This is a genomic window from Streptomyces sp. NPDC040545, assembly GCF_055595065.1.
Genome location: NZ_JBVIWA010000038.1, coordinates 1 through 20,477, shown reverse-complemented (window position 1 = coordinate 20,477; position 20,477 = coordinate 1). Strand labels below are relative to the sequence as shown.

The 20,477-nt window shown below is 74.9% G+C and carries 5 protein-coding genes; all 5 read left to right on the top strand.

Annotation, left to right across the window (positions count from 1 at the left end; all coding sequences use genetic code 11):
- Nucleotides 1-21: 21 nt before the first annotated feature.
- Nucleotides 22-465 carry a cobalamin B12-binding domain-containing protein gene (locus ACZ573_RS37545; protein WP_471313246.1) on the top strand — a complete coding sequence of 148 codons (444 nt, stop codon included), beginning with the start codon at nucleotides 22-24 and terminating at the stop codon, nucleotides 463-465.
- Nucleotides 452-1,816, top strand: a complete 1,365-nt coding sequence (locus ACZ573_RS37540) for a methylaspartate mutase (protein ID WP_471313233.1) — start codon at nucleotides 452-454, stop codon at nucleotides 1,814-1,816. Before ACZ573_RS37545 ends, ACZ573_RS37540 begins: the two co-directional genes overlap by 14 nt.
- On the top strand, nucleotides 1,813-3,012 hold the full coding sequence (locus ACZ573_RS37535) for a cytochrome P450 (RefSeq protein WP_471313231.1): 1,200 nt from the start codon (nucleotides 1,813-1,815) through the stop codon (nucleotides 3,010-3,012). The genes ACZ573_RS37540 and ACZ573_RS37535 overlap by 4 nt, the downstream gene beginning before the upstream one ends.
- A 77-nt stretch (nucleotides 3,013-3,089) precedes the next feature.
- Nucleotides 3,090-19,490: a type I polyketide synthase gene (locus ACZ573_RS37530; protein WP_471313229.1), complete on the top strand. Its 16,401-nt coding sequence runs from the start codon at nucleotides 3,090-3,092 to the stop codon at nucleotides 19,488-19,490.
- Nucleotides 19,487-20,477: beta-ketoacyl synthase N-terminal-like domain-containing protein (locus tag ACZ573_RS37525; protein ID WP_471313227.1), on the top strand; the 991-nt coding region annotated here is incomplete at its 3' end. The genes ACZ573_RS37530 and ACZ573_RS37525, both read left to right, overlap by 4 nt.

The following is a 20,477-nucleotide window of genomic DNA, read 5'->3' as shown; positions in this document are numbered from 1 at the left end:
GCCGACGCCCGGAGCGGCGCCGTGGCGCGGGAGCGCGGCCGTACCGTGATCGTCAGCAGCGTCCAGTCGGACTCGCACACCTGGAACCTGGTCTTCCTCCAGCTTCTGATCGAGGAGCTCGGCTACGACGTCGTCAACCTCGGCGCCACCGTTCCCGACGAGCTGCTCGTCTCCGAATCCCTCGCCCGCAAGCCCGAGTTGATCGTCATCAGCAGCGTCAACGGCCACGGATACCAGGACGGCCTGCGCGTCGTGCGCAAGCTGCGCCTGCACGCCGGCCTGCGGGACACCCCCGTGGTGATCGGCGGCAAGCTCGGCATCGCCGGCGGGGAGAGCGACCAGCACGTCGCCAACCTGCTCGACGCGGGTTTCGACGCCGTCTTCGACGACCGGCCGGGAACCACCGCGGCCTTCCGCCGGTTCGCCGCCCGGCTGCCGGAAAGGGCGGCTCGTGGCCTCGCATGACGCCGTGGACTTCGGCGAGTTCGTCCAACGGCGGCACGCCGCGGGCGAACTCGTCGTACAGCCGCGCATGGGATTCGGCGATCCGGGGTACATGCGCGCCGGACTGCTCGCCACCAAGCAGGCCGACGCCACCACGGTCGGAACGCTGACGCTCGACAGCTTCACGCGCGTGGGCGACCTGGATTCGGCCGCGCGCGCCCTGCGCGAGGGCATCGGCCTGAACGGCTACCCCATCGTCAGCCACGAGGCGGACACCACCGCGCGCGTACTGGACGGGGTGCTGGACGCGGACTTCCCCGTGCAGGTGCGCCATGGCTCCGCCCGGCCGCAGCACATCTTCCGCTCGCTCGTCGACGCGGGACTGAGCGCCACCGAGGGCGGACCGGTCTCGTACTGCCTGCCGTACGGGCGTACCCCGCTGGACGAGTCCGTCCGCAACTGGTCCGAGTGCTGCGAGCTGCTGCTGAGGGTCCGCGACAGCGGGGTCGAACCGCACATCGAGACCTTCGGCGGCTGCATGCTGGGGCAGCTGTGCCCGCCGAGCGAGCTGGTGGCCGTCAGTGCCCTGGAGGCGCTCTTCTTCTACCGGCACGGCCTGCGCAGCATTTCCGTCAGTTACGCCCAGCAGACGCACGCCGGCCAGGACCAGGAGGCGATCGCCTCGCTGCGCGCCCTGTGCGCGGAGCTGCTGCCCGAGGCACGCTGGCACGTGGTGGTGTACGCGTACATGGGCCTGTACCCGACCACCCCGGGCGGCTCGCTGGACCTGCTGGCCAGGGCAGCGGAGCTGGCGGTCACCGGCGGCGCGTCCCGGCTGATCGTCAAGACGGTCGCCGAGTCGCACCGCATTCCGACGGTCGCGGAGAACGTCCAGGCGCTGGAGCACGCGGCGCGGGCCGCGCGGGCGGCGCGGGTGCTGCGCCCCGCCCCGGCCGCGCGGGCCGGGGGCGCCGGGCCGGCCCCGTACGCGAACACGGACAGCCAGGTCCACCGCGAGGCCCGCGCGCTCGTCGAAGCCGTGCTGAACTGCCATGCCGACATCGGGCGGGCCCTGGTCATCGCGTTCAAACGCGGGCTGCTGGACATCCCGTACTGCCTGCACCCGGACAACGCGGGGCGGGCCCGCAGCCACATCGGCCCGGACGGCCGCCTCGGCTGGGCCGAGCTGGGGGCGCTGCCGCTGACCGGGGTGGTCCCGCACGGGCGCGCCGCCCCCTCGATCACCTCATCGGGCCTCATGCAGGCCCTGTCCTACGTCCAGGGCAAGTTCGACGCGGCCGCGCTGGAGCGCGACCGCCGCCCCGTGCTCGGCACGGCCGCGCAGCCGATCGTGAAAGGAGAACTGGCATGACGACCAGCACCCGGGTGGTCCGCGACTACCCCTTTGACATGCACGAGATCGAGGTCTCCCCCCAGTACGCGCAGCTGCGCGCGTCGGAACCGGTGAGCCGCGTCCAGCTGCCCTTCGGTGAGGAGTCCTGGCTCACCACCCGCTACGACGACTCCAAGCTGGTGATGACCGACCCGCGCTTCAGCCGGGAGATCGCCCAGGGACTCGACCAGCCGCGGATGCGCCGGGAGACGGGCGGCGACGGCGTGATGGGCATGGACCCGCCGGACCACACGCGGCTGCGCCGCCTGGCCGGCAAGGCGTTCACCGCGCGGCGGGTGGAGAAGATGCGCGCGGACATCCGCGGCCTGGCCCACCGGCTGATCGACGACATGGTGGCCAAGGGACAGCCCGGAGACCTCGTTGAGGACCTCGCCCGGCTGCTACCGGTCACCGTCATCTGCGAGCTGCTGGGCGTGCCGCTCTCCGACCACCACGTCTTCCGCGAATGGACGGTCGCCCTGGTCAACGGGGCCACCGCCAACGAGGACGTGCTGCACGTCGCGGGCGGCGCCCTCGAGGACTACATGGCCACCCTGATCGCCCAGCGGCGCAAGGAGCCGACGGACGACCTGCTCGGAGCCCTCGTCTACGCCCGCGACAACGGGGACAAGCTGACCGAGATGGAGCTGGTCTCCCTCGCCGGAGCGGGGCTGCTGACCGGTGGCGTGGAGACGGTCTCCTCCGCCCTGCCCAGCTTCGTCTTCACCCTCCTGACCCACCCCGACCAGCTCGCGCTGCTCAAGGCCGATCCCACCCTCATGCCCGGGGCCGTCGAGGAGCTGCTGCGCTACGTACCAATCAACTCGGCGGCCATGTTCGCCCGTTACGCGATGGAGGACATCCAGGTCGGCGGCACGCTGGTCCGGGCGGGAGACCCGGTACTCGTGGCGCTGCACGCGGCCAACCGGGACCCGGAGGTCTTCGAGGACCCCGAGCGCCTCGACATCACCCGCAAGCAGAACCCGCACATGACCTTCGGCCACGGCCCGCACCACTGCATCGGCGCCCAGCTGGCGCGCCTGGAGCTCCAGGAGGCGCTCGCCGCCCTGCTGGAACGGCTCCCGGAGCTGCGCCTCGCCGACGGGCCCGAGGGCGTGGAGTGGGACTACGGAGTGATCGTGCGCGGCCCGGCCAAGCTGCGCATCGCGTGGTGAACCCACCACCGGTACACGCCCCTTGAGGGGCACGAGGGTGTCAACAGTCTGCCTGCCTGAAACAGTGGAGCGCGGTAATGAGCGAGTCTCACGACTCTTCCTTTGATGACAAGACGGCGTCGAGCGAAGCGGTACAGCAAGAATCCGGACTCGCCGGGCGGCTGGCCGAACTGACCCCGCGCGAGCGGGACCGGTTCCTGCTCGACTTCGTGCGTACCCACGCGCTGGAGGTGCTGCGGACCGCGCTGCCCGCCGCACCCACCCGGCTCGACGCCGAAAGGTCGTTCAAGGAGCAGGGGTTCGACTCGCTCGCCGCCGTCGCCCTGCACACCCGGCTCGTCGCCGGCACCGGTCTCGCCCTGCCCGTCACGCTGGCCTTCGACCACCCCACCCCCGCCGCTCTCGCCGCTCATCTGCGGGCCCGCCTGCTGGGCGAGGAGGACTACGAACCCGAGCCCACCGGTCCACTGGCGGACGACGAGCCCGTCGCGATCGTCGGGATCGGCTGCCGGTACCCGGGCGGGGTGGCCTCGCCCGACGACCTGTGGCAGCTGGTGAACGAGGGCGTGCACCACATCTCGGGCTTCCCCACCGACCGGGGCTGGGACCTCGACTCCCTCTTCAGCAGCGACCCCGACACCCCGGGCAGCAGCTACGTGCGCGAGGGCGGCTTCCTCCCGGACGCGGCCGAGTTCGACGCCGACTTCTTCGGGGTCGCGCCGCGCGAGGCGCAGGCCATGGACCCGCAGCAGCGGCTCGTACTGGAGACCTCCTGGGAAGCCCTGGAGCGAGCCGGGATCGACCCCTCCGTGCTGCGCGGCACCCCCGCCGGAGTCTTCATCGGCGCCGAGGCGCTGGAGTACGGACCGCGGCTGCACGAGGCCCCCGAGGGCCTGGACGGCTATCTGCTGGCGGGCAACGCGCCCAGCGTCATCTCCGGCCGCGTCGCCTACACTCTCGGTCTCGAAGGCCCCACCATCACCATCGACACCGCCTGCTCCGGCTCCCTGGTCGCGCTCCACCTGGCCGTCCAGTCGCTGCGCCGCGGCGAGTGCCCGATCGCGCTCGCGGGCGGTGTCGCCGTCATGGGCGGACCCGGCACGTTCACCGCCTTCAGCCGGCAGCGGGGCCTTGCCCCCGACGGCCGCTGCAAGGCCTTCGCGGCCTCCGCCGACGGCACCGGATTCGCCGAGGGCGTCGGCGTGTTCGTCCTGGAGCGGCTGTCGGACGCCCGGCGTAACGGCCACCGCGTCCTGGCCGTCGTGCGGGGCACCGCCATCAACCAGGACGGCGCCTCGAACGGCCTGACCGCGCCCAGCGGCCCCGCCCAGCAGCGCGTGATCCGCCAGGCCCTCGCCGACGCCCGGCTGCTCCCCGACATGATCGACGCGGTCGAGGCCCACGGCACCGGCACCACGCTCGGCGACCCCATCGAGGCGCAGGCCCTGCTGAACACCTACGGCAAGGGCCGCCCCGCGGACCGGCCGCTGTGGCTCGGCTCCGTGAAGTCCAACATCGGCCACACCCAGGCGGCCGCGGGCGCGGCGGGCCTGATCAAGATGATCATGGCCATGGAGCACGGCGTCCTGCCCAAGACCCTGCACGTCGACGAACCCACCCCGAACGTCGACTGGTCCGCCGGGGCCGTCGAACTGCTCACCGAGGCCCGCCCCTGGGAGGAGTCCGACGGCCCCCGCCGGGCCGGGGTCTCCTCCTTCGGCGTCAGCGGCACCAACGCCCACGTCATCATCGAAGCTCCGGCCGGGACGGCGGACCCCGCCGACGGCGAGGGCGAACGCGAAGGGGAGGACACCCCGCAGCCCGTGGAACGGCAGGCCGTCGCGGCTCCCGTGCCGCTGCTGATCTCCGCCCGGTCCGCCCCGGCCCTGCGCGCCCAGGCCCGCCGCCTGCACGACCTCACGGCGTCGGGAACCGCCTCCCTCGTCGACCTCGGCTACTCACTGGCCACCACCCGCGCCGCGCTGGAACACCGGGCCGTCGTGCCCGCCACCGACCCCGCGCAGGTGCTGAGCACCCTCTCCGCGCTCGCCGACGGCGAGAACGCGCCCGGTGCCGTCACCGGCACCGCGGACGGCGGACGCCTCGCCTTCCTCTTCACCGGCCAGGGCGCGCAGCGCCTCGCCATGGGCCGGGAGCTGTACCGGACGTATCCCGTGTTCGCCGACGCCCTCGACGAGCTCATCGACCACCTCGACGCCCAGTTCGAACTCCCGCTCAGGGACGTGCTGTTCGCCGCCGAGGGTACGGAAGAGGCCGCCGCCCTCGACGGCACGATGTACGCACAGGCGGCGCTGTTCGCGGTCGAGGTGGCCCTCGCCCGGCTGCTCGGCTCCTGGGGCCTGAGCCCCGACGTGGTCCTCGGCCACTCGATCGGCGAACTCGCCGCCGCACACATCGCCGGGGTGTGGACCCTGGAGGACGCCTGCTTCGTCGTCGCGGCCCGAGGCCGGCTGATGCAGGAACTGCCCACCGGCGGAGCCATGTACGCCGTCCAGGCCGCCGAGGAGGACGTCCGCGGGTACCTCACGGACGAGGTCTGCCTCGCCGCCGTCAACGGGCCCTCCGCGGTGGTGCTCTCCGGAACCGGGGAAGCCGTGGCGGCCGTCGCGGCACGGCTGGCCGCCGACGGCCGCAAGACCACCCGCCTGAGGGTCTCGCACGCCTTCCACTCGGTGCTGATGGAGCCGATGCTGGACGAGTTCCGCCAGGTCCTGGAAGCCGTCGCCTACCGCGAGCCCCGCATCCCGGTGATCTCGAACCTCACCGGGCGCCCCGCCGCTCCCGGTGAACTGACCTCCCCCCGGTACTGGCTGCGGCACGTACGCGAAGCCGTCCGCTTCGCCGACGGGGTCGGTGCCCTGGCCGAACTCGGCGTCGAGACCTGCCTGGAGCTCGGCCCCGACCCCGTGCTGACCGCCATGGCACGCGACAGCATGCCCGAGGGGGCCGTCCTCACCGCCGCGGCGACGCTCCGCCGCGACCACCCCGAGGCAGACGCCCTCGTCAAGGCCGTCGCCACCGCCGTCACCGGCGGCGCCACCCTCGACTGGGAGGCGTTCTTCGCCGGGAGCGGCGCCCGCCGCGTCGCCCTGCCCACCTACGCCTTCCAGCGCAGGCACTTCTGGCTGGCCGCCCCCTCCGGCACCGCCGACGCCGCCGGCTTCGGCCAGGTGGCCTCAGGGCATCCACTGCTCACCGCGGTCGTCGCCCGGGCCGACGGCGGCGGAACCGTGCTGACCGGCCGGATCTCCGTCCAGGCGCAGCCCTGGCTCGCCGACCACACCGTCTCCGGCAAGGCGCTCCTGCCCGGCACCGCCTTCGTCGAGATGGCGCTGCACAGCGCCGGCCACGTCGGCTGCGCCCAGCTGGAGGAACTGACCCTGCTCGCACCGCTGGTGCTGCCCGGGACGGGCACCGTCGCCCTCCAGGCCGCCGTCGGCGCCGACGACGGCACCGGGCACCGTCCCATCGACTTCTACTCCCGCGCCGAGACGGACCTTCCCGACGGTGCCTGGGCCCACCACGCGACCGGCACGCTCGGCGCCGCACTGCCCGCCGAGCCGCCCGCACTCGCCGAATGGCCCCCGCGGGGCGCCGTCGCCGTCGGCGTCCAGGACTTCTACACCGACCTGGCCGCCCAGGGCTACGGCTACGGCCCCGCCTTCCGCGGACTGCGCGCCGTCTGGCGCCACGGAACCGAGGTCCTGGCCGAGGTGGAACTCCCGGAGGGCGTGCGCACCGAAGCCGCCGCCTACGGGCTGCACCCCGCCCTGCTCGACGCCGTACTGCACGCGACCGACCACGCCGCCGGCGAGGCGCGCGAGCCCGACGAGATCCGGCTGCCGTTCGCCTGGTCCGGGGTCGCGCTGCACGCCGCCGGAGCCACCACGCTGCGCGTGCGCATCACCTCTCACCCGGCCGGGGGAGTGGCACTGCTGCTCGCCGACCCGGCGGGCCGCCCGGTCGCCGCCGCAGCCTCCTTCCGCAGCCGCCCGGTGCCGGCCGGCGCGCTCACCGGCCCGGCCAACGCCCACCTGCACCGGATCTCGTGGATCCCGGTTCCCTCCCCGGACCGGCCCGCCGGTTCCGGGCAGCCGGCGCCCCTCCCCGTGGACGGCCGCGCCGGCCTGGAAGCCGCCGCGGAGGCCGGCGCGCCCGACGCGGTCGTGCTGTCCGTCGGGCCCGCGGCGGACGCGGCCTCGCCGGCCGACGCCGCCCGGACCGCCGTGCACGCGGCCCTCGACGGCATCCGGCAGTGGCTGGCGGACGAGCGCTTCGCCGCGACCCGGATGGTCGTCGTCACCCACGGCGCCACCTCGGCACGCTCCGCGGCCGGACTCGCCGCGGCGCCCGTCACCGGCCTGGTCCGCTCCACGCAGGCCGAGCACCCCGGCCGCATCGTCCTGCTGGACGTCGACAGCGACGCAGGACAGGACCCCGAGCCCCGGATCCTGCACGCCGCGCTGGCCTCGGGCGAGCCCGAACTCCGGTTGGAGCGGGACGCCTTGTACGCCCCTCGGCTCACCCGCCTCGCCGCGGCCACCGGTTCCGGGCCGGCCTGGGACCCGCAGGGTGCCGTCCTGATCACCGGCGGCCTCGGCGGGCTCGGTGCGCGCGTCGCACGCCATCTCGTCACGGAGCACGGCGTACGGCACCTGCTGCTCGCCGGCCGCCGCGGAGCCGATACCCCCGGCGCCGACGCGCTCCTCGCCGAACTCAGCAGCCTCGGCGCCTCGGTGACCGTCGCCGCCGCCGACGTAGCGGACCGGGCGTCGGCCGCCGCCCTGCTCGGGCAGGTCCCCGCGGGCATCCGGCTGACCGCCGTGGTGCACACCGCGGGCGTGGTGGACGACGGTCTGGTCGCCTCCCTCACACCGGAGCGGCTGGACACCGTCCTGCGCCCCAAGCTGGACGGCGCCTGGCACCTGCACGAGCTGACGGCCGGACTCGGCCTGTCCGCTTTCGTGCTGTTCTCCTCCGCGGCCGGTCTGGTCGACGGGGCCGGACAGGCCAACTACGCCGCCGCGAACGTCTTCCTGGACGCCCTGGCCGCGCACCGCGCCGCCCTCGGCCTGCCCGCGCTCTCCCTCGCCTGGGGGCTGTGGACCGGCCCCGACGGCATGGGCGCCCGGCTCACCGACGCCGACCGGCAGCGCATCGGCCGCCTGGGGCTCGCGCCCCTGACCCCGGAGGAGAGCCTCGCGGCCCTGGACTCCGCCCTCGGCACGGACGCCGCCGCCGTGGTCCCCGTACGCGTGGACCGGGCCGCTCTGGCCGCCCGCGCCGACGGCATACCCGCAGTCCTGCGCGCACTGGTGCCCGCGGCCCCCCGGCGCAGTGCGGCGGCCGGACCGGCCGCCACCGGCGAACCGGCCTGGGCCCAAAAGCTGTCCGGGCTGTCGCCCGCCGACCGCGACCGTGCCGTACTGGACTTCGTCCGTACCCAGGTCGCCATCGTCCTGGGCCACGAGGGCCACGAGGACATCGGCGCCCGCCGACCCTTCAACGACCTCGGCCTGGACTCGCTGGCCGCCGTCGAACTGCGCAACGCCCTCACCGCCGTCACCGGCCTGCGGCTGCCCGCCACCCTGGTCTTCGACCACCCCTCGCCGCGCGCCCTGGCCGACCACATCCTGGAGCGGATCGCCGCCGGCGGCCCGGTCACCGCCGCCGCCGTGCTCGGCGCCGGCCCGGCCGCGGTCACCACCCTCGCGGACGACGACGAGCCCATCGCGATCGTCGGGATGAGCTGCCGCTTCCCCGGCGGCGTCAGCTCGCCCGAGGACCTGTGGCGGCTGGTCGCAGACGGCACCGACGCGGTCACCGCCTTCCCCACCAACCGCGGCTGGGACCTCGGATCCGTCTACGACCCGGCGGGCACCCCCGGCAAGAGCTACGCCAACCAGGGCGGATTCCTCCACGACGCGGCGGACTTCGACGCCGAGTTCTTCGAGATCAGCCCGCGCGAGGCCCAGGCCATGGATCCGCAGCAGCGGCTCCTCCTGGAGACCTCGTGGGAGGCCTTCGAGCGGGCGGGCATCGACCCGCGCTCCCTGCGCGGAACCCGCACCGGAGTCTTCGCCGGCGTCATGTACCACGACTGGGCCACCCGCTTGGGCGCGGTACCCGAGGACATGGCCGGCTACCTCGGCAACGGCAGCCTCGCCAGCGTCGTCTCCGGCCGGGTCTCCTACGCCCTCGGCCTCCAGGGCCCGACCGTGACGATCGACACCGCCTGCTCCTCGTCGCTGGTCGCCCTGCACTGGGCGATCCAGGCCCTGCGCCGCGGCGAGTGCTCACTCGCACTCGCCGGCGGTGTCACGGTGATGGCCACCCCCGACACCTTCATCGACTTCAGCCGACAGCGCGGACTCGCCGCCGACGGACGGTGCAAGCCCTTCGCCGACGCCGCCGACGGAACGGGCTGGGGCGAGGGCGCCGGCATGCTGCTCGTCGAGCGGCTCTCCGACGCCCGCCGGAACGCACACCCCGTACTCGCCGTGATCAGCGGCACCGCGGTCAACCACGACGGCGCCTCGAACGGCCTCACCGCGCCCAACGGCACCGCCCAGCAGCAGGTCATCCAGCAGGCCCTGGCCGCGGCCGGCCTGAGCACCGCCGACGTCGACGCCGTCGAGGCGCACGGCACCGGCACCACCCTCGGCGACCCGATCGAGGCCACCGCCCTGCTCGCCACCTACGGCCAGGACCGGCCCGCGGACGCCCCGCTGTGGCTGGGCTCGGTCAAGTCCAACCTGGGACACACCCAGGCCGCCTCCGGGGTCGCCGGCGTCATCAAGATGGTCCTCGCCCTGCGGCACGGCGTCCTGCCCCGCACCCTGCACGTCGACGCCCCCTCCACGAAGGTGGACTGGTCGGCAGGCGCAGTACGGCTGCTCACCGAGGCCCAGGACTGGCAGGACAACGGCCGCCCCCGCCGCGCCGGAGTCTCCTCCTTCGGCATCAGCGGGACCAACGCCCACGTCATCGTGGAGCAGCCGCCCGCCGACGCGGGCACCCACCCCGTGGAGCCGTCGGCTCCCGCCAGCCACGGCAGCGCCCTGGCCGTCCCCGTGCTGCTCTCCGCCCGCACCCCCGCCGCCCTGCGCGGGCAGGCCGCCGCCCTGCGGTCGTTCGTCGCCGGGCAGCCCGAGCTGCCCCTGGGCGACCTGGCCCGCTCGCTCGGCACCGCCCGCGCCGCGCTGGAACACCGCGCCGCCGTCACGGCCGCCGACCACGACGCGCTCCTGCGCGGACTGGACGCCCTCGCGGCCGGCGAGAGCGCTCCGTACACGGTCACCGGGGTCGAGGGCGAAGGGCGCCTGGCCTTCCTCTTCTCGGGCCAGGGCGCCCAGCGCCCCGGCATGGGACGCGAGCTGTACGCCACCTTCCCGGTCTTCGCGCACGCCTTCGACGCCGCGGCCGCGCTGCTGCAGCCGCACCTGGAGCACCCGCTCACCGAGGTGGCCTTCGGGGAGGGCGCCGACGGGTCCGGTCTGATCCACCGCACCGCCTACACGCAGAGCGCCCTGTTCGCCTTCGAGGTCGCCCTGTTCCGGCTGCTGGAGTCCTGGGGCATCGCACCCGACGTCCTCGCCGGCCACTCCATCGGCGAGATCGCGGCCGCGCACGTCAGCGGCGTCCTCTCGCTCGCCGACGCCACCCGCCTGGTCGCCGCCCGCGGCCGGCTCATGGACGCGCTGCCCGCCGGAGGCGCCATGGTGGCGATCTCCGCCGACGAGCGGACCGTGCTCGACCTCGTCGAGGGGCACGAGGAGACCGTCGGCATCGCCGCCGTCAACGGGCCTTCCGCCGTGGTCGTCTCCGGAGCGGAGCCCGCCGTCCTCGACATCGCCGCCGTCGCGAAGTCCCTGGGCTTCCGGACCAGCCGGCTGTCGGTCAGCCACGCCTTCCACTCGCCCCTCATGGAGCCGATGCTCGCCGAGTTCGGCGAGATCGCGGCGGAACTCACCTACCTGCCGCCGCGCATCCCGCTGGTGTCGACCGTCACCGGACGGCCCGCGACCGAGGACGAACTGTGCTCGCCCGCCTACTGGGTCCGCCACGTCCGCGACAGCGTCCGCTACGCCGAGGGGATCCAGAGCCTGGCCGAGCAGGGGGTCACCACCTTCCTCGAACTGGGCCCCGACCGCGTCCTGACGGTCCTGGGCACCCAGAACACCGCCGTCCCCGACGGCGCCGCGTTCGTGCACACGGCCCGCCGCGACCGGGCCGAGCTGCCCGAACTGATCTCCGCGGTCTCCCAGCTGCACGTCCGGGGCGTCCCCGTCGGCTGGCCTGCCCTGCTCGGATACCGCACGACCCACATCGACCTGCCCACGTACGCCTTCCAGCGCCGCCGCTACTGGATCGACGCGACCCCCTCGGGGGACGTCGCCGGCGTCGGCCAGCTGGCCGCCTCCCACCCGATGCTCGGCGCGGTCGTCCCGCTGCCCGATTCGGACGGCACGGTGCTCACCGGCCGCCTGTCGGCCGACACCCAGCCCTGGCTGGCCGACCACGTGGTGCGCGGCGCGATCCTGCTGCCCGGCACCGGCTTCCTGGAGCTCGCCGTCCGGGCCGCCGACGAGGTCGGCTGCGCGACCGTGGAGGAACTCACCCTGGAGGCGCCGCTCATCCTGCCCGCCGGCGGCGGCCGCGCCCTCCAGGTGGTGGTCGGCGGGGAACAGGACGGACGGCGTCCGCTGTCCGTGTACTCGCGCCCCGACGACACCGAGGCCGACCACCCCTGGACCCGGCACGCCACCGGCATCCTCACCCGGGCGCCGCGGCAGGCGTCCTTCGACTTCACCGTCTGGCCCCCCGAGCACGCCGAACCGCTCGACATGACAGGGGCGTACGAGCGCCTCGCCGAGCGCGGGTACGGGTACGGGCCGGCCTTCCAGGGCATGCGCGCCGCCTGGCGCCGCGGCGACGAGGTCTTCGCCGAGGTCGTCGCCCCGGAGGGCATTGCTGCCCACGCGGCCGCCTTCGGCCTGCACCCCGCCCTCCTCGACGCCGCCATGCACGCAGATCTCCTCGACGACGGCGAGGGCGCCACCCTGCTGCCCTTCGTGTGGAACGGGGTGACCCTGCACGCGGCGGGGGCCGGCGTCCTGCGAGTGCGCATCGCCAGGGTCGACGGCGACGAGGTCTCCTCGATCGAGCTGGCCGACGCGGACGGCGCCCCTCTCGCGACCGTCGAGACCCTGGTCTCCCGCCCGGTCTCCGACCGGGGCCTGGCCGAGGCGGCGGACACCGCCTCCGGCGGCGCGCTGTACGGCATCGACTGGCGGCCGCTGCCGTCCGCCGAACGTCCCGCGCCCGCCGACTGGGCCGTGATCGGCACCATGGCGGACTCCCCGGGCGATCCGCTGCCCCGCTACGCCGGCCTCGCCGCGCTGGCCGCGGCCCTCGACGCCGGGGCACCCGCGCCCGACGCCGTGCTGTTCGCACCGGGGACCTCCGGGTCCGAGGCCGGAGCCGGCGCCCCCGCGCGGGCCCGCGCCCTGGCCGGCCGGACGCTGGAGCTCCTGCAGGCCTGGACGGCCGAGCCCCGTCTCACCGCCGCCCGCCTGGTCGTCCTCACCCGCGACGCCGTCGCGGCGGGGGAGCGCACCGACCCGGCCCAGGCCGCGCTGTGGGGCCTGGTCCGCGGAGCACAGGCCGAGCACCCCGGAAGCTTCGTGCTGGCGGACCTGTCCGACGGGGCGGCCGGCGAGGCTTCAGGCCTGCCCGTGGACGCGCTGCGCGCCGCGGTGGCGTCCGGCGAGCCGGAATTCTCCGTACACGGAAGCGAGATCCGCGTTCCGCGCCTCGTGCGCCGTCGGCCCACCCCTGCGGACACCGCCGAAGGCGCCGGCCCCGGCCGCCTCGACCCCGAAGGCACCGTACTGATCACCGGCGGTACCGGAGGCCTCGGGCGCCTGGTCGCCCGCCACCTCGTCACCGCCCACGGCGTCCGGCACCTGCTGCTCACCAGCCGGCGCGGCCCCGACGCCCCCGGCGCCGGGGAACTGGCCGCCGAACTCACCGCCCTCGGCGCCTCGGTGACCGTCGCCGCCTGCGACGCCGCCGACCGGGAGGCGCTCGCCGCCCTCCTGGCGGCCGTCCCCGCCGCGCACGCACCGACCGCGGTCATACACGCCGCCGGGGTCGTCGACAGCGGCGTCCTCGGCTCCCTCACCGGCGACCGGATCGACGCCGTCATGGGGCCCAAGGCCGACGCGGCCTGGCACCTGCACGAGCTCACCCGGGACCTGGACCTGGCGGCGTTCGTCCTGTTCTCCTCGGCCGGCGGCATGGTGCTCGCCGCCGGGCAGGCCAACTACGCCGCCGCCAACGCCTTCCTGGACGGCCTGGCCGTCCGCCGGCACGGCGCCGGCCTGCCCGCCACCTCGCTGGCCTGGGGCCTGTGGGCCGAGAACACCGGCCTCGGCGGGGAACTCACCGACGCCGACCTCCAGCGCATGGCCCGTCTCGGCCTGCCCGCACTCGACGCGCCGCGGAGCCTGGCCCTGCTGGACGCGGCCCTCGGCACGGACGAGCCGGTGCTCGCCCCGCTGCACGTCGACCCGGCCGCACTGCGCCACCGTACGGACGAACTCCCGGCCCTGCTCCGGGGGCTCGCCCCCACCGCCACGCCGGCCCGCCGGGCCGCGGCCTCGGCCACCACCGCCACCGCGGGCGCCGCCTCGGCGCTCGCGGGGCGGCTGGCGGCACTGACCGACGGCGAACGCGACCACCTGCTGGTCGACCTGGTCACCCGGCAGATCGCCGCAGTGCTGGGCCACGACAGCGCGGCCGCCGTCGCCGGCGACCGCCCGTTCAAGGAACTCGGCTTCGATTCGCTCGCCGCCGTCGAACTGCGCAACCTCCTGGGGTCGTCCACCGGCCTCCAGCTGCCCGCCACCCTGGTCTTCGACCACCCGACCGCGGTCGCCGTGGCCGGATTCCTCAAGACGAAGCTGCTGGCCGACGGGACCCGTACCGCCGTTCCCGCCGCCCCGCGGCGCGCTGCCACCGCAGCCGCCGACGACCCCATCGCCATCGTCGGCATGGCCTGCCGCTACCCCGGCGGGGTCGCCTCCCCGGAGGAGCTCTGGCAGCTCCTCGTCGACGAGCGGGACGCCGTCACCGGCTTCCCCGTCAACCGGGGCTGGGACATCGAGGGCATCTACGATCCCGAGCCCGGAAAGGAGGGCAAGACCTACACCCGTGAGGGCGCCTTCCTCCACCAGGTCGCCGAGTTCGACGCCGGCTTCTTCGGCATCGGACCGCGCGAGGCCCTGGCGATGGACCCGCAGCAGCGGCTGCTGCTGGAGACCTCCTGGGAGGCCGTGGAGCGGGCCGGGATCGACCCCCGCGCCCTGCGCGGCAGCCGCACCGGAGTCTTCGTCGGCGTCATGTACGACGACTACGGCAGCCGGGTGCACCAGGCACCCGAGAGCGTCGCGGGCTACCTCGCGACCGGCAGCTCGGCATCCGTCGCCTCCGGCCGGATCTCCTACGCGCTCGGGCTCGAAGGCCCGGCCATGACCGTGGACACCGCCTGCTCCTCCTCCCTTGTCGCCCTGCACCTGGCCGTACAGGCCCTCCAGCGCGGCGAGTGCACGCTCGCCCTCGCGGGTGGAGCCACGGCGATGGCCACGCCCGACACGTTCATCGACTTCAGCCGCCAGCGCGGACTGTCGCCCGACGGGCGGTCCAAGCCCTTCGCGGCCGCGGCCGACGGGGTCGGCTGGTCCGAGGGCGTCGGCCTGCTGCTCGTCGAGCGGCTGTCGGACGCGCTCGCCAACGGGCACGAGGTGCTCGCGGTCGTCCGCGGCAGCGCGGTCAACCAGGACGGCGCCTCCAACGGCCTGACCGCCCCCAACGGCCCGTCCCAGGAGCGCGTGATCCGGGCCGCGCTGGCCGCCGCCGGCCTGGGCCCGGCCGACGTCGACGCCGTCGAGGCGCACGGCACCGGCACCCGGCTCGGCGACCCGATCGAGGCCCAGGCGCTGCTCGCCACCTACGGACAGGAGCGCCCGCAGGGCCGCCCGCTGCTGCTGGGCGCCCTCAAGTCGAACATCGGCCACTCACAGGCCGCGAGCGGTGTGGGCGGCGTCATCAAGATGGTCGAATCGCTGCGGCACGGGCTGCTGCCCAAGACCCTGCACATCGACGCGCCCTCCCCGCACATCGACTGGACGGCCGGCGAGGTCGAACTGCTGCGCGAAGCCCGGCCCTGGACCGCCGACGGGCGTACCCGCCGCGCCGGCGTCTCCTCCTTCGGCCTCAGCGGAACGAACGCCCACGTGATCATCGAGGAGGCCCCGGAGCGGACCGCCCCCGCCGCGGCCACCGAGGACCGGCGGCCCGCGCCGGCGCTCCTCCCGCTGCCCGTCGCGGGCAGCGGGGAGGACGGCCTGCGAGGCCAGGCCGCCCGACTCGCCCGGCACCTGGAGCGGACACCGGACCAGGATCTGCTGGACGTGGCCTATTCGCTGGCCACCACCCGCGCCGCCCTCGACCACCGGGCCGTGGTCCTGGCCACCGGCCGCGAGGACGCCGTACGCGCCCTGACCGCCCTCGCGGCGGGGGAGCGGCCGGTGAACGCGGTGAGCGGTGCCGCACGCGGCGGCCGGACCGCCTTCCTCTTCACCGGGCAGGGCGCCCAGCGCATCGGGATGGGGCGTGAACTCCACGCCGCCTTCCCGGTGTTCGCCGAGGCCCTCGACGCGGTGTGCGCCGTTCTGGACAAGGAGCTGGAGCAGCCCCTGCGCACGGTGATGTGGGCGGAGCCGGAGTCTGACGAGGCCGCGCTGCTGGACCGTACGGTGTACACGCAGAGCGCGCTGTTCGCCGTCGAGGTGGCGCTCTTCCGGCTCCTGGAATCGTGGGGCGTGCGGCCCGACCTCGTCGCCGGGCACTCCATCGGCGAACTGGCCGCCGCGCACGTCGCCGGCATCCTGGACCTGGACGACGCGGCGGCGCTGGTCTCCGCCCGCGGACGCCTCATGCAAGCCCTTCCCGAGGGCGGCGCGATGGTGGCGGTCGCCGCGTCCGAGGAAGAGGTCCGCGCGGCCCTCGCCGACGGCGCCCACGACGGCGCCGCCGTCGCGGCGGTCAACGGCCCGGCCTCCGTCGTCGTCTCGGGCACCGAGGAAGCCGTGCTGTCCCTCGCCGCCCGCTTCACCGGGCAGGGCCGCAGGACCCAGCGGCTGCGCGTTTCGCACGCCTTCCACTCACCGCTGATGGAACCCATGCTCGCCGAGTTCGCCCGGACCGCGCGCCGGCTGACGTACCACCGCCCCACCCTGCCCTTCGTCTCCACCGTCACCGGCCGGGAGGCCTCGGAACAGGACCTGTGCACCCCCGAGTACTGGGTCGGACAGGTACGCGAAGCCGTGCGCTTCGCCGACGCCGTCCGCACCCTCGAAGAGGCCGGCGCGATCCGCTTCGTGGAGCTCGGCCCCGACGCCGTCCTCACCGGAATGGCCCGCACCTGCCTGGAGGGCAGCACCGACGACCTGTGGCTGACGCCGCTCCTGCGCCGCGGCCGGGCCGAGACCGACACGCTCCTGCGGGCCGTCGCCGAGATCCACACCAGCGGTGGCCGACTGGACTGGAACCGGTTCTTCGCGGGCCGCGGAGCGCGCACCGTGCAACTGGCGACCTACGCCTTCCAGCGCCAGGAGTACTGGCTGGATGCGGGCGGCACCGCAGCAGACGTGGCCTCGGCCGGGCTCGCCCCGGTCGGCCACCCGCTGCTCGGCGCCGCCGTCGAGCTGCCCGACACCGGCGGCGCGGTCCTCACCGGCCTGCTGTCGGTGGGCCGCCAGCCCTGGCTCGCCGACCACGTGATCGTCGGTACCACCCTGGTCCCGGGCACCGCCTTCGTGGAAATGGCCCTGAGCGCGGCCGCCCAGGTGGGCAGCACTGAGGTCGAGGAACTCACCCAGCAGGCCCCGCTGGTCCTCTCGGGCCAGGACGAGGTCGCGGTACGGGTCCTCGTGGGCGGCGCCGACGCGGCGGGCCGCCGCACCCTCGCCGTGTACGCACGGCCGCAGGGAGCCCCGTCCGCAACCGCGTGGCAACTGCACGCCGGCGGCACCCTGACGGACCGCACGACGCGGCACGAGGCCGCGCCGGCCGAGTGGCCGCCGCCGGGGGCGGAGCCCGTCGACCTCGAGGGCGTGTACGACGACCTGGCCGCACTCGGCTACGGCTACGGGCCCATGTTCCAGGGCATGCGCGCCATGTGGCTGCGCGACGGCGAGGTGTTCGGCGAGATCGCCCTTCCGGAGGGCAGCGCGGCCGACGCGGGCTCCTACGCCCTGCACCCGGCGCTGCTCGACTCGGCCCTGGGTGCCACCGACTTCCTCCTCGGAGGCCCTCGCAACCTCGACCGGACGACCATCCCGTTCGTCTGGAACCGCATCACCCTGCACACCCCCGGAGCCGCCGTCCTGCGGGTCCACGTCCGCAAGGCGGCCGGCGACGACGCCGCCCGCCTGGACCTCGCCGACGCGACGGGCACACCCGTCGCCACGGTCGAATCGCTGGTGACCCGGCCCGTCACGGCCGGACAACTCGCCGCGGCCGACGCCGTCCCCGAGGCCCTGCTGCGCATCGACTGGCGGCCGCAGGCCTTCCCGCCGCCGGACCGGCGACCCACCGACTGGGTGGTCATCGGGAGCGAAACCGTCCTGGACGCACCCGCCTTCGCGAGCCTGGACGAGCTCGTGGCGGCCGTGGGGGCGGGTGCGCCCGTACCCGCCACCGTGCTGCTCGACCGCTCGGCCCACGGCTCCGGCGGGCACCCGGGCGCCGGTCTTCCCGACGCCGTACGGGCCGCTGCCCAGGACACCCTGGAGCAACTGCGGGCATGGCTCGCCGACGAGCGATTCGCCGCCGCCCGTCTGGTGGTCCTGACGAGGAACGCGGTGGTGGCCGGTCCCGGCGGACCGGACCTGGTCCAGGCCCCGCTGTGGGGGCTGGTGCGCGCAGCTCAGGAGGAGAACCCGGGCCGGCTGTTCCTGACGGACACGGACGGACTGCCCGCCTCGTACGCGGCGCTGCCGGCCGTACTGGCCGCAGGCGAAACCGAGTCCGCCGTCCGGGAGGGGGCCGTCCGCGTCCCCAGGCTGGAGGGCGTCGGTGCCCTCACGGAGCGAACGCCCGAATGGAAGGCCGACGGCACCGTACTCATCACCGGCGGAGCCGGCCTGCTGGGCGGGCACCTGGCCCGCCACCTCGTCGCCGAACACGGCGTACGGCACCTGCTGATCACGAGCCGCAAGGGCGCCGAGGCCCCCGGCGCGGCCGCACTGCGCGACGAACTCGCCGTGCTGGGCGCGCAGACCACCTATGCGGCCTGCGACGTGTCCGACCGGGCTGCCGTGGCCGAACTCCTGGCCGCAATCCCTGCCGGGCGGCCCCTGACGGCCGTGGTGCACGCCGCCGGCCTGATGGACAGCGCGGTGCTGGGCTCGCTGACCGCACGCCAAGTGGACAACGCAATGAGGCCCAAGGTGGACGCGGCCTGGCACCTGCACGAACTGACCAGCGGGATGGACCTGTCGGCGTTCGTGCTCTACTCCTCGGCGGGCGGACTCGTCCTCGCCGCCGGGCAGGCCAACTACGCGGCGGGCAACGTCTTCCTCGACGCGCTCGCCGAGCACCGCACGGCGCAGGGACTGCCCGCCACCTCGCTGGCCTGGGGCCCGTGGGAGGGAACCGAGGGCGCGGTCGACATGGACCGGCTCGCCCGCAACGGAACCCCCGCCCTTTCGGCCGCCCAGGGCATGGAACTCTTCGACGCCGCCCTCGCGGCCGGCGAACCGGTCCTCGTCCCGATCCGGGTGAACCCCGTGACCCTGCGGGACCGCCACGACCTGCCCGCGCTGCTGCGCGACCTGGCCGCCCCGGCGACCGGGACGGCGGGCGGTGGCCAGCGGGCCATGGACACGGGCGGAGCCACCATCGCCGCCACCCCGGAACCGGCCACGGAGACCACATGGGAGGAACGGCTGGCCGGCCTGCCGGCCGGTGAGCGGCGCCGGACCCTGGTGAACCTGGTCTGCCGGCACGCCGCCGCCGTACTGGGACACGCCGACGGCCGGACCGTCGACCCCCACAAGGGGTTCACCGACCTGGGCCTGGACTCCCTCGCCGCCATCGAGCTGCGCAACCGGCTCGGAGAGGCGACCGGGCTGCGCCTTCCGGCCACGATGATGTTCGACTACCCGAGCCCGGTGCCGCTCGCCCGGTACCTGCTGGCCGAACTCGTGCCGGACGACGTGCCGGACGTCCCGGAGCAGGCGGTCGCCACCCCCGAAGCCCCCGCCCCGCCCCGTGCGGACCGAAGTGAGGCGATCATGAACATGAGTGTCGAGGACCTGCTGCAGGCCGCGCTCCGGCAGGCGACCACGCCCGAGGGCATCCCCGCGGAAGGAAGTGAGACGGCGTGACCACGGCACCCGACGCACGGCTCGTCGAAGCCCTGCGCCACTCCATGGTGGAGAACGAACGGCTCCGTACGGAGAACCGGCGGATCGCCGCTGCGGCCCACGAGCCCATCGCCATCGTGGGCATGGCCTGCCGGTACCCCGGCGGTGTCGGCTCCCCGGAGGACCTGTGGCAGCTGGTGGCCACCGGCCGGGACGGCATCGGCGACTTCCCCGAGGACCGGGGCTGGGACCTGGAACGTCTCTACGACCCCGAGTCCCTTCGTCCGGGCACCAGTTACTCGCTCAAAGGCGGCTTCATCGAGGACGCCGCCGACTTCGACCCGGGCTTCTTCGGCATTTCGCCCCGCGAGGCCCTCACCCTGGACCCGCAGCAGCGGCTGCTGCTGGAGACCTCCTGGGAGGCCCTGGAACGCGCGGGCATCGTGCCCGCGTCGCTGCACGGCACCCGGGCCGGCGTCTTCGCCGGCCTGATGTACCACGACTACGGGGCCGGCACCAGCGACGGCGGACTCGTGTCCGGCCGGGTCGCCTACACGCTGGGTCTGGAGGGTCCGGCCGTCACCGTCGACACGGCCTGCTCCTCTTCGCTGGTCGCCCTGCACCTCGCCGCCCAGTCCCTGCGGCGCGGGGAGACCTCCCTCGCCCTGGCGGGCGGCGTCACCGTCATGGCCGCGCCCGACATGTTCGTGTACTTCAGCGAGCAGCGCGGGCTGGCCCGTGACGGCCGCTGCAAGTCCTTCGCGGCGGCGGCGGACGGCACCGGATGCTCGGAGGGCGTCGGTGTGCTGGTGCTGGAGCGGCTGTCGGACGCCCGGGCCCGGGGGCACGAGGTGCTGGCGGTGATCCGGGGCAGTGCCGTGAACCAGGACGGAGCCAGCAGCGGTCTCACCGTGCCGAACGGGCCCGCGCAGCAGCGGGTGATCCGGCAGGCGCTGGAGTCGGCGGGGCTGACGACGGCCGATGTGGACGTGGTGGAGGCGCACGGTA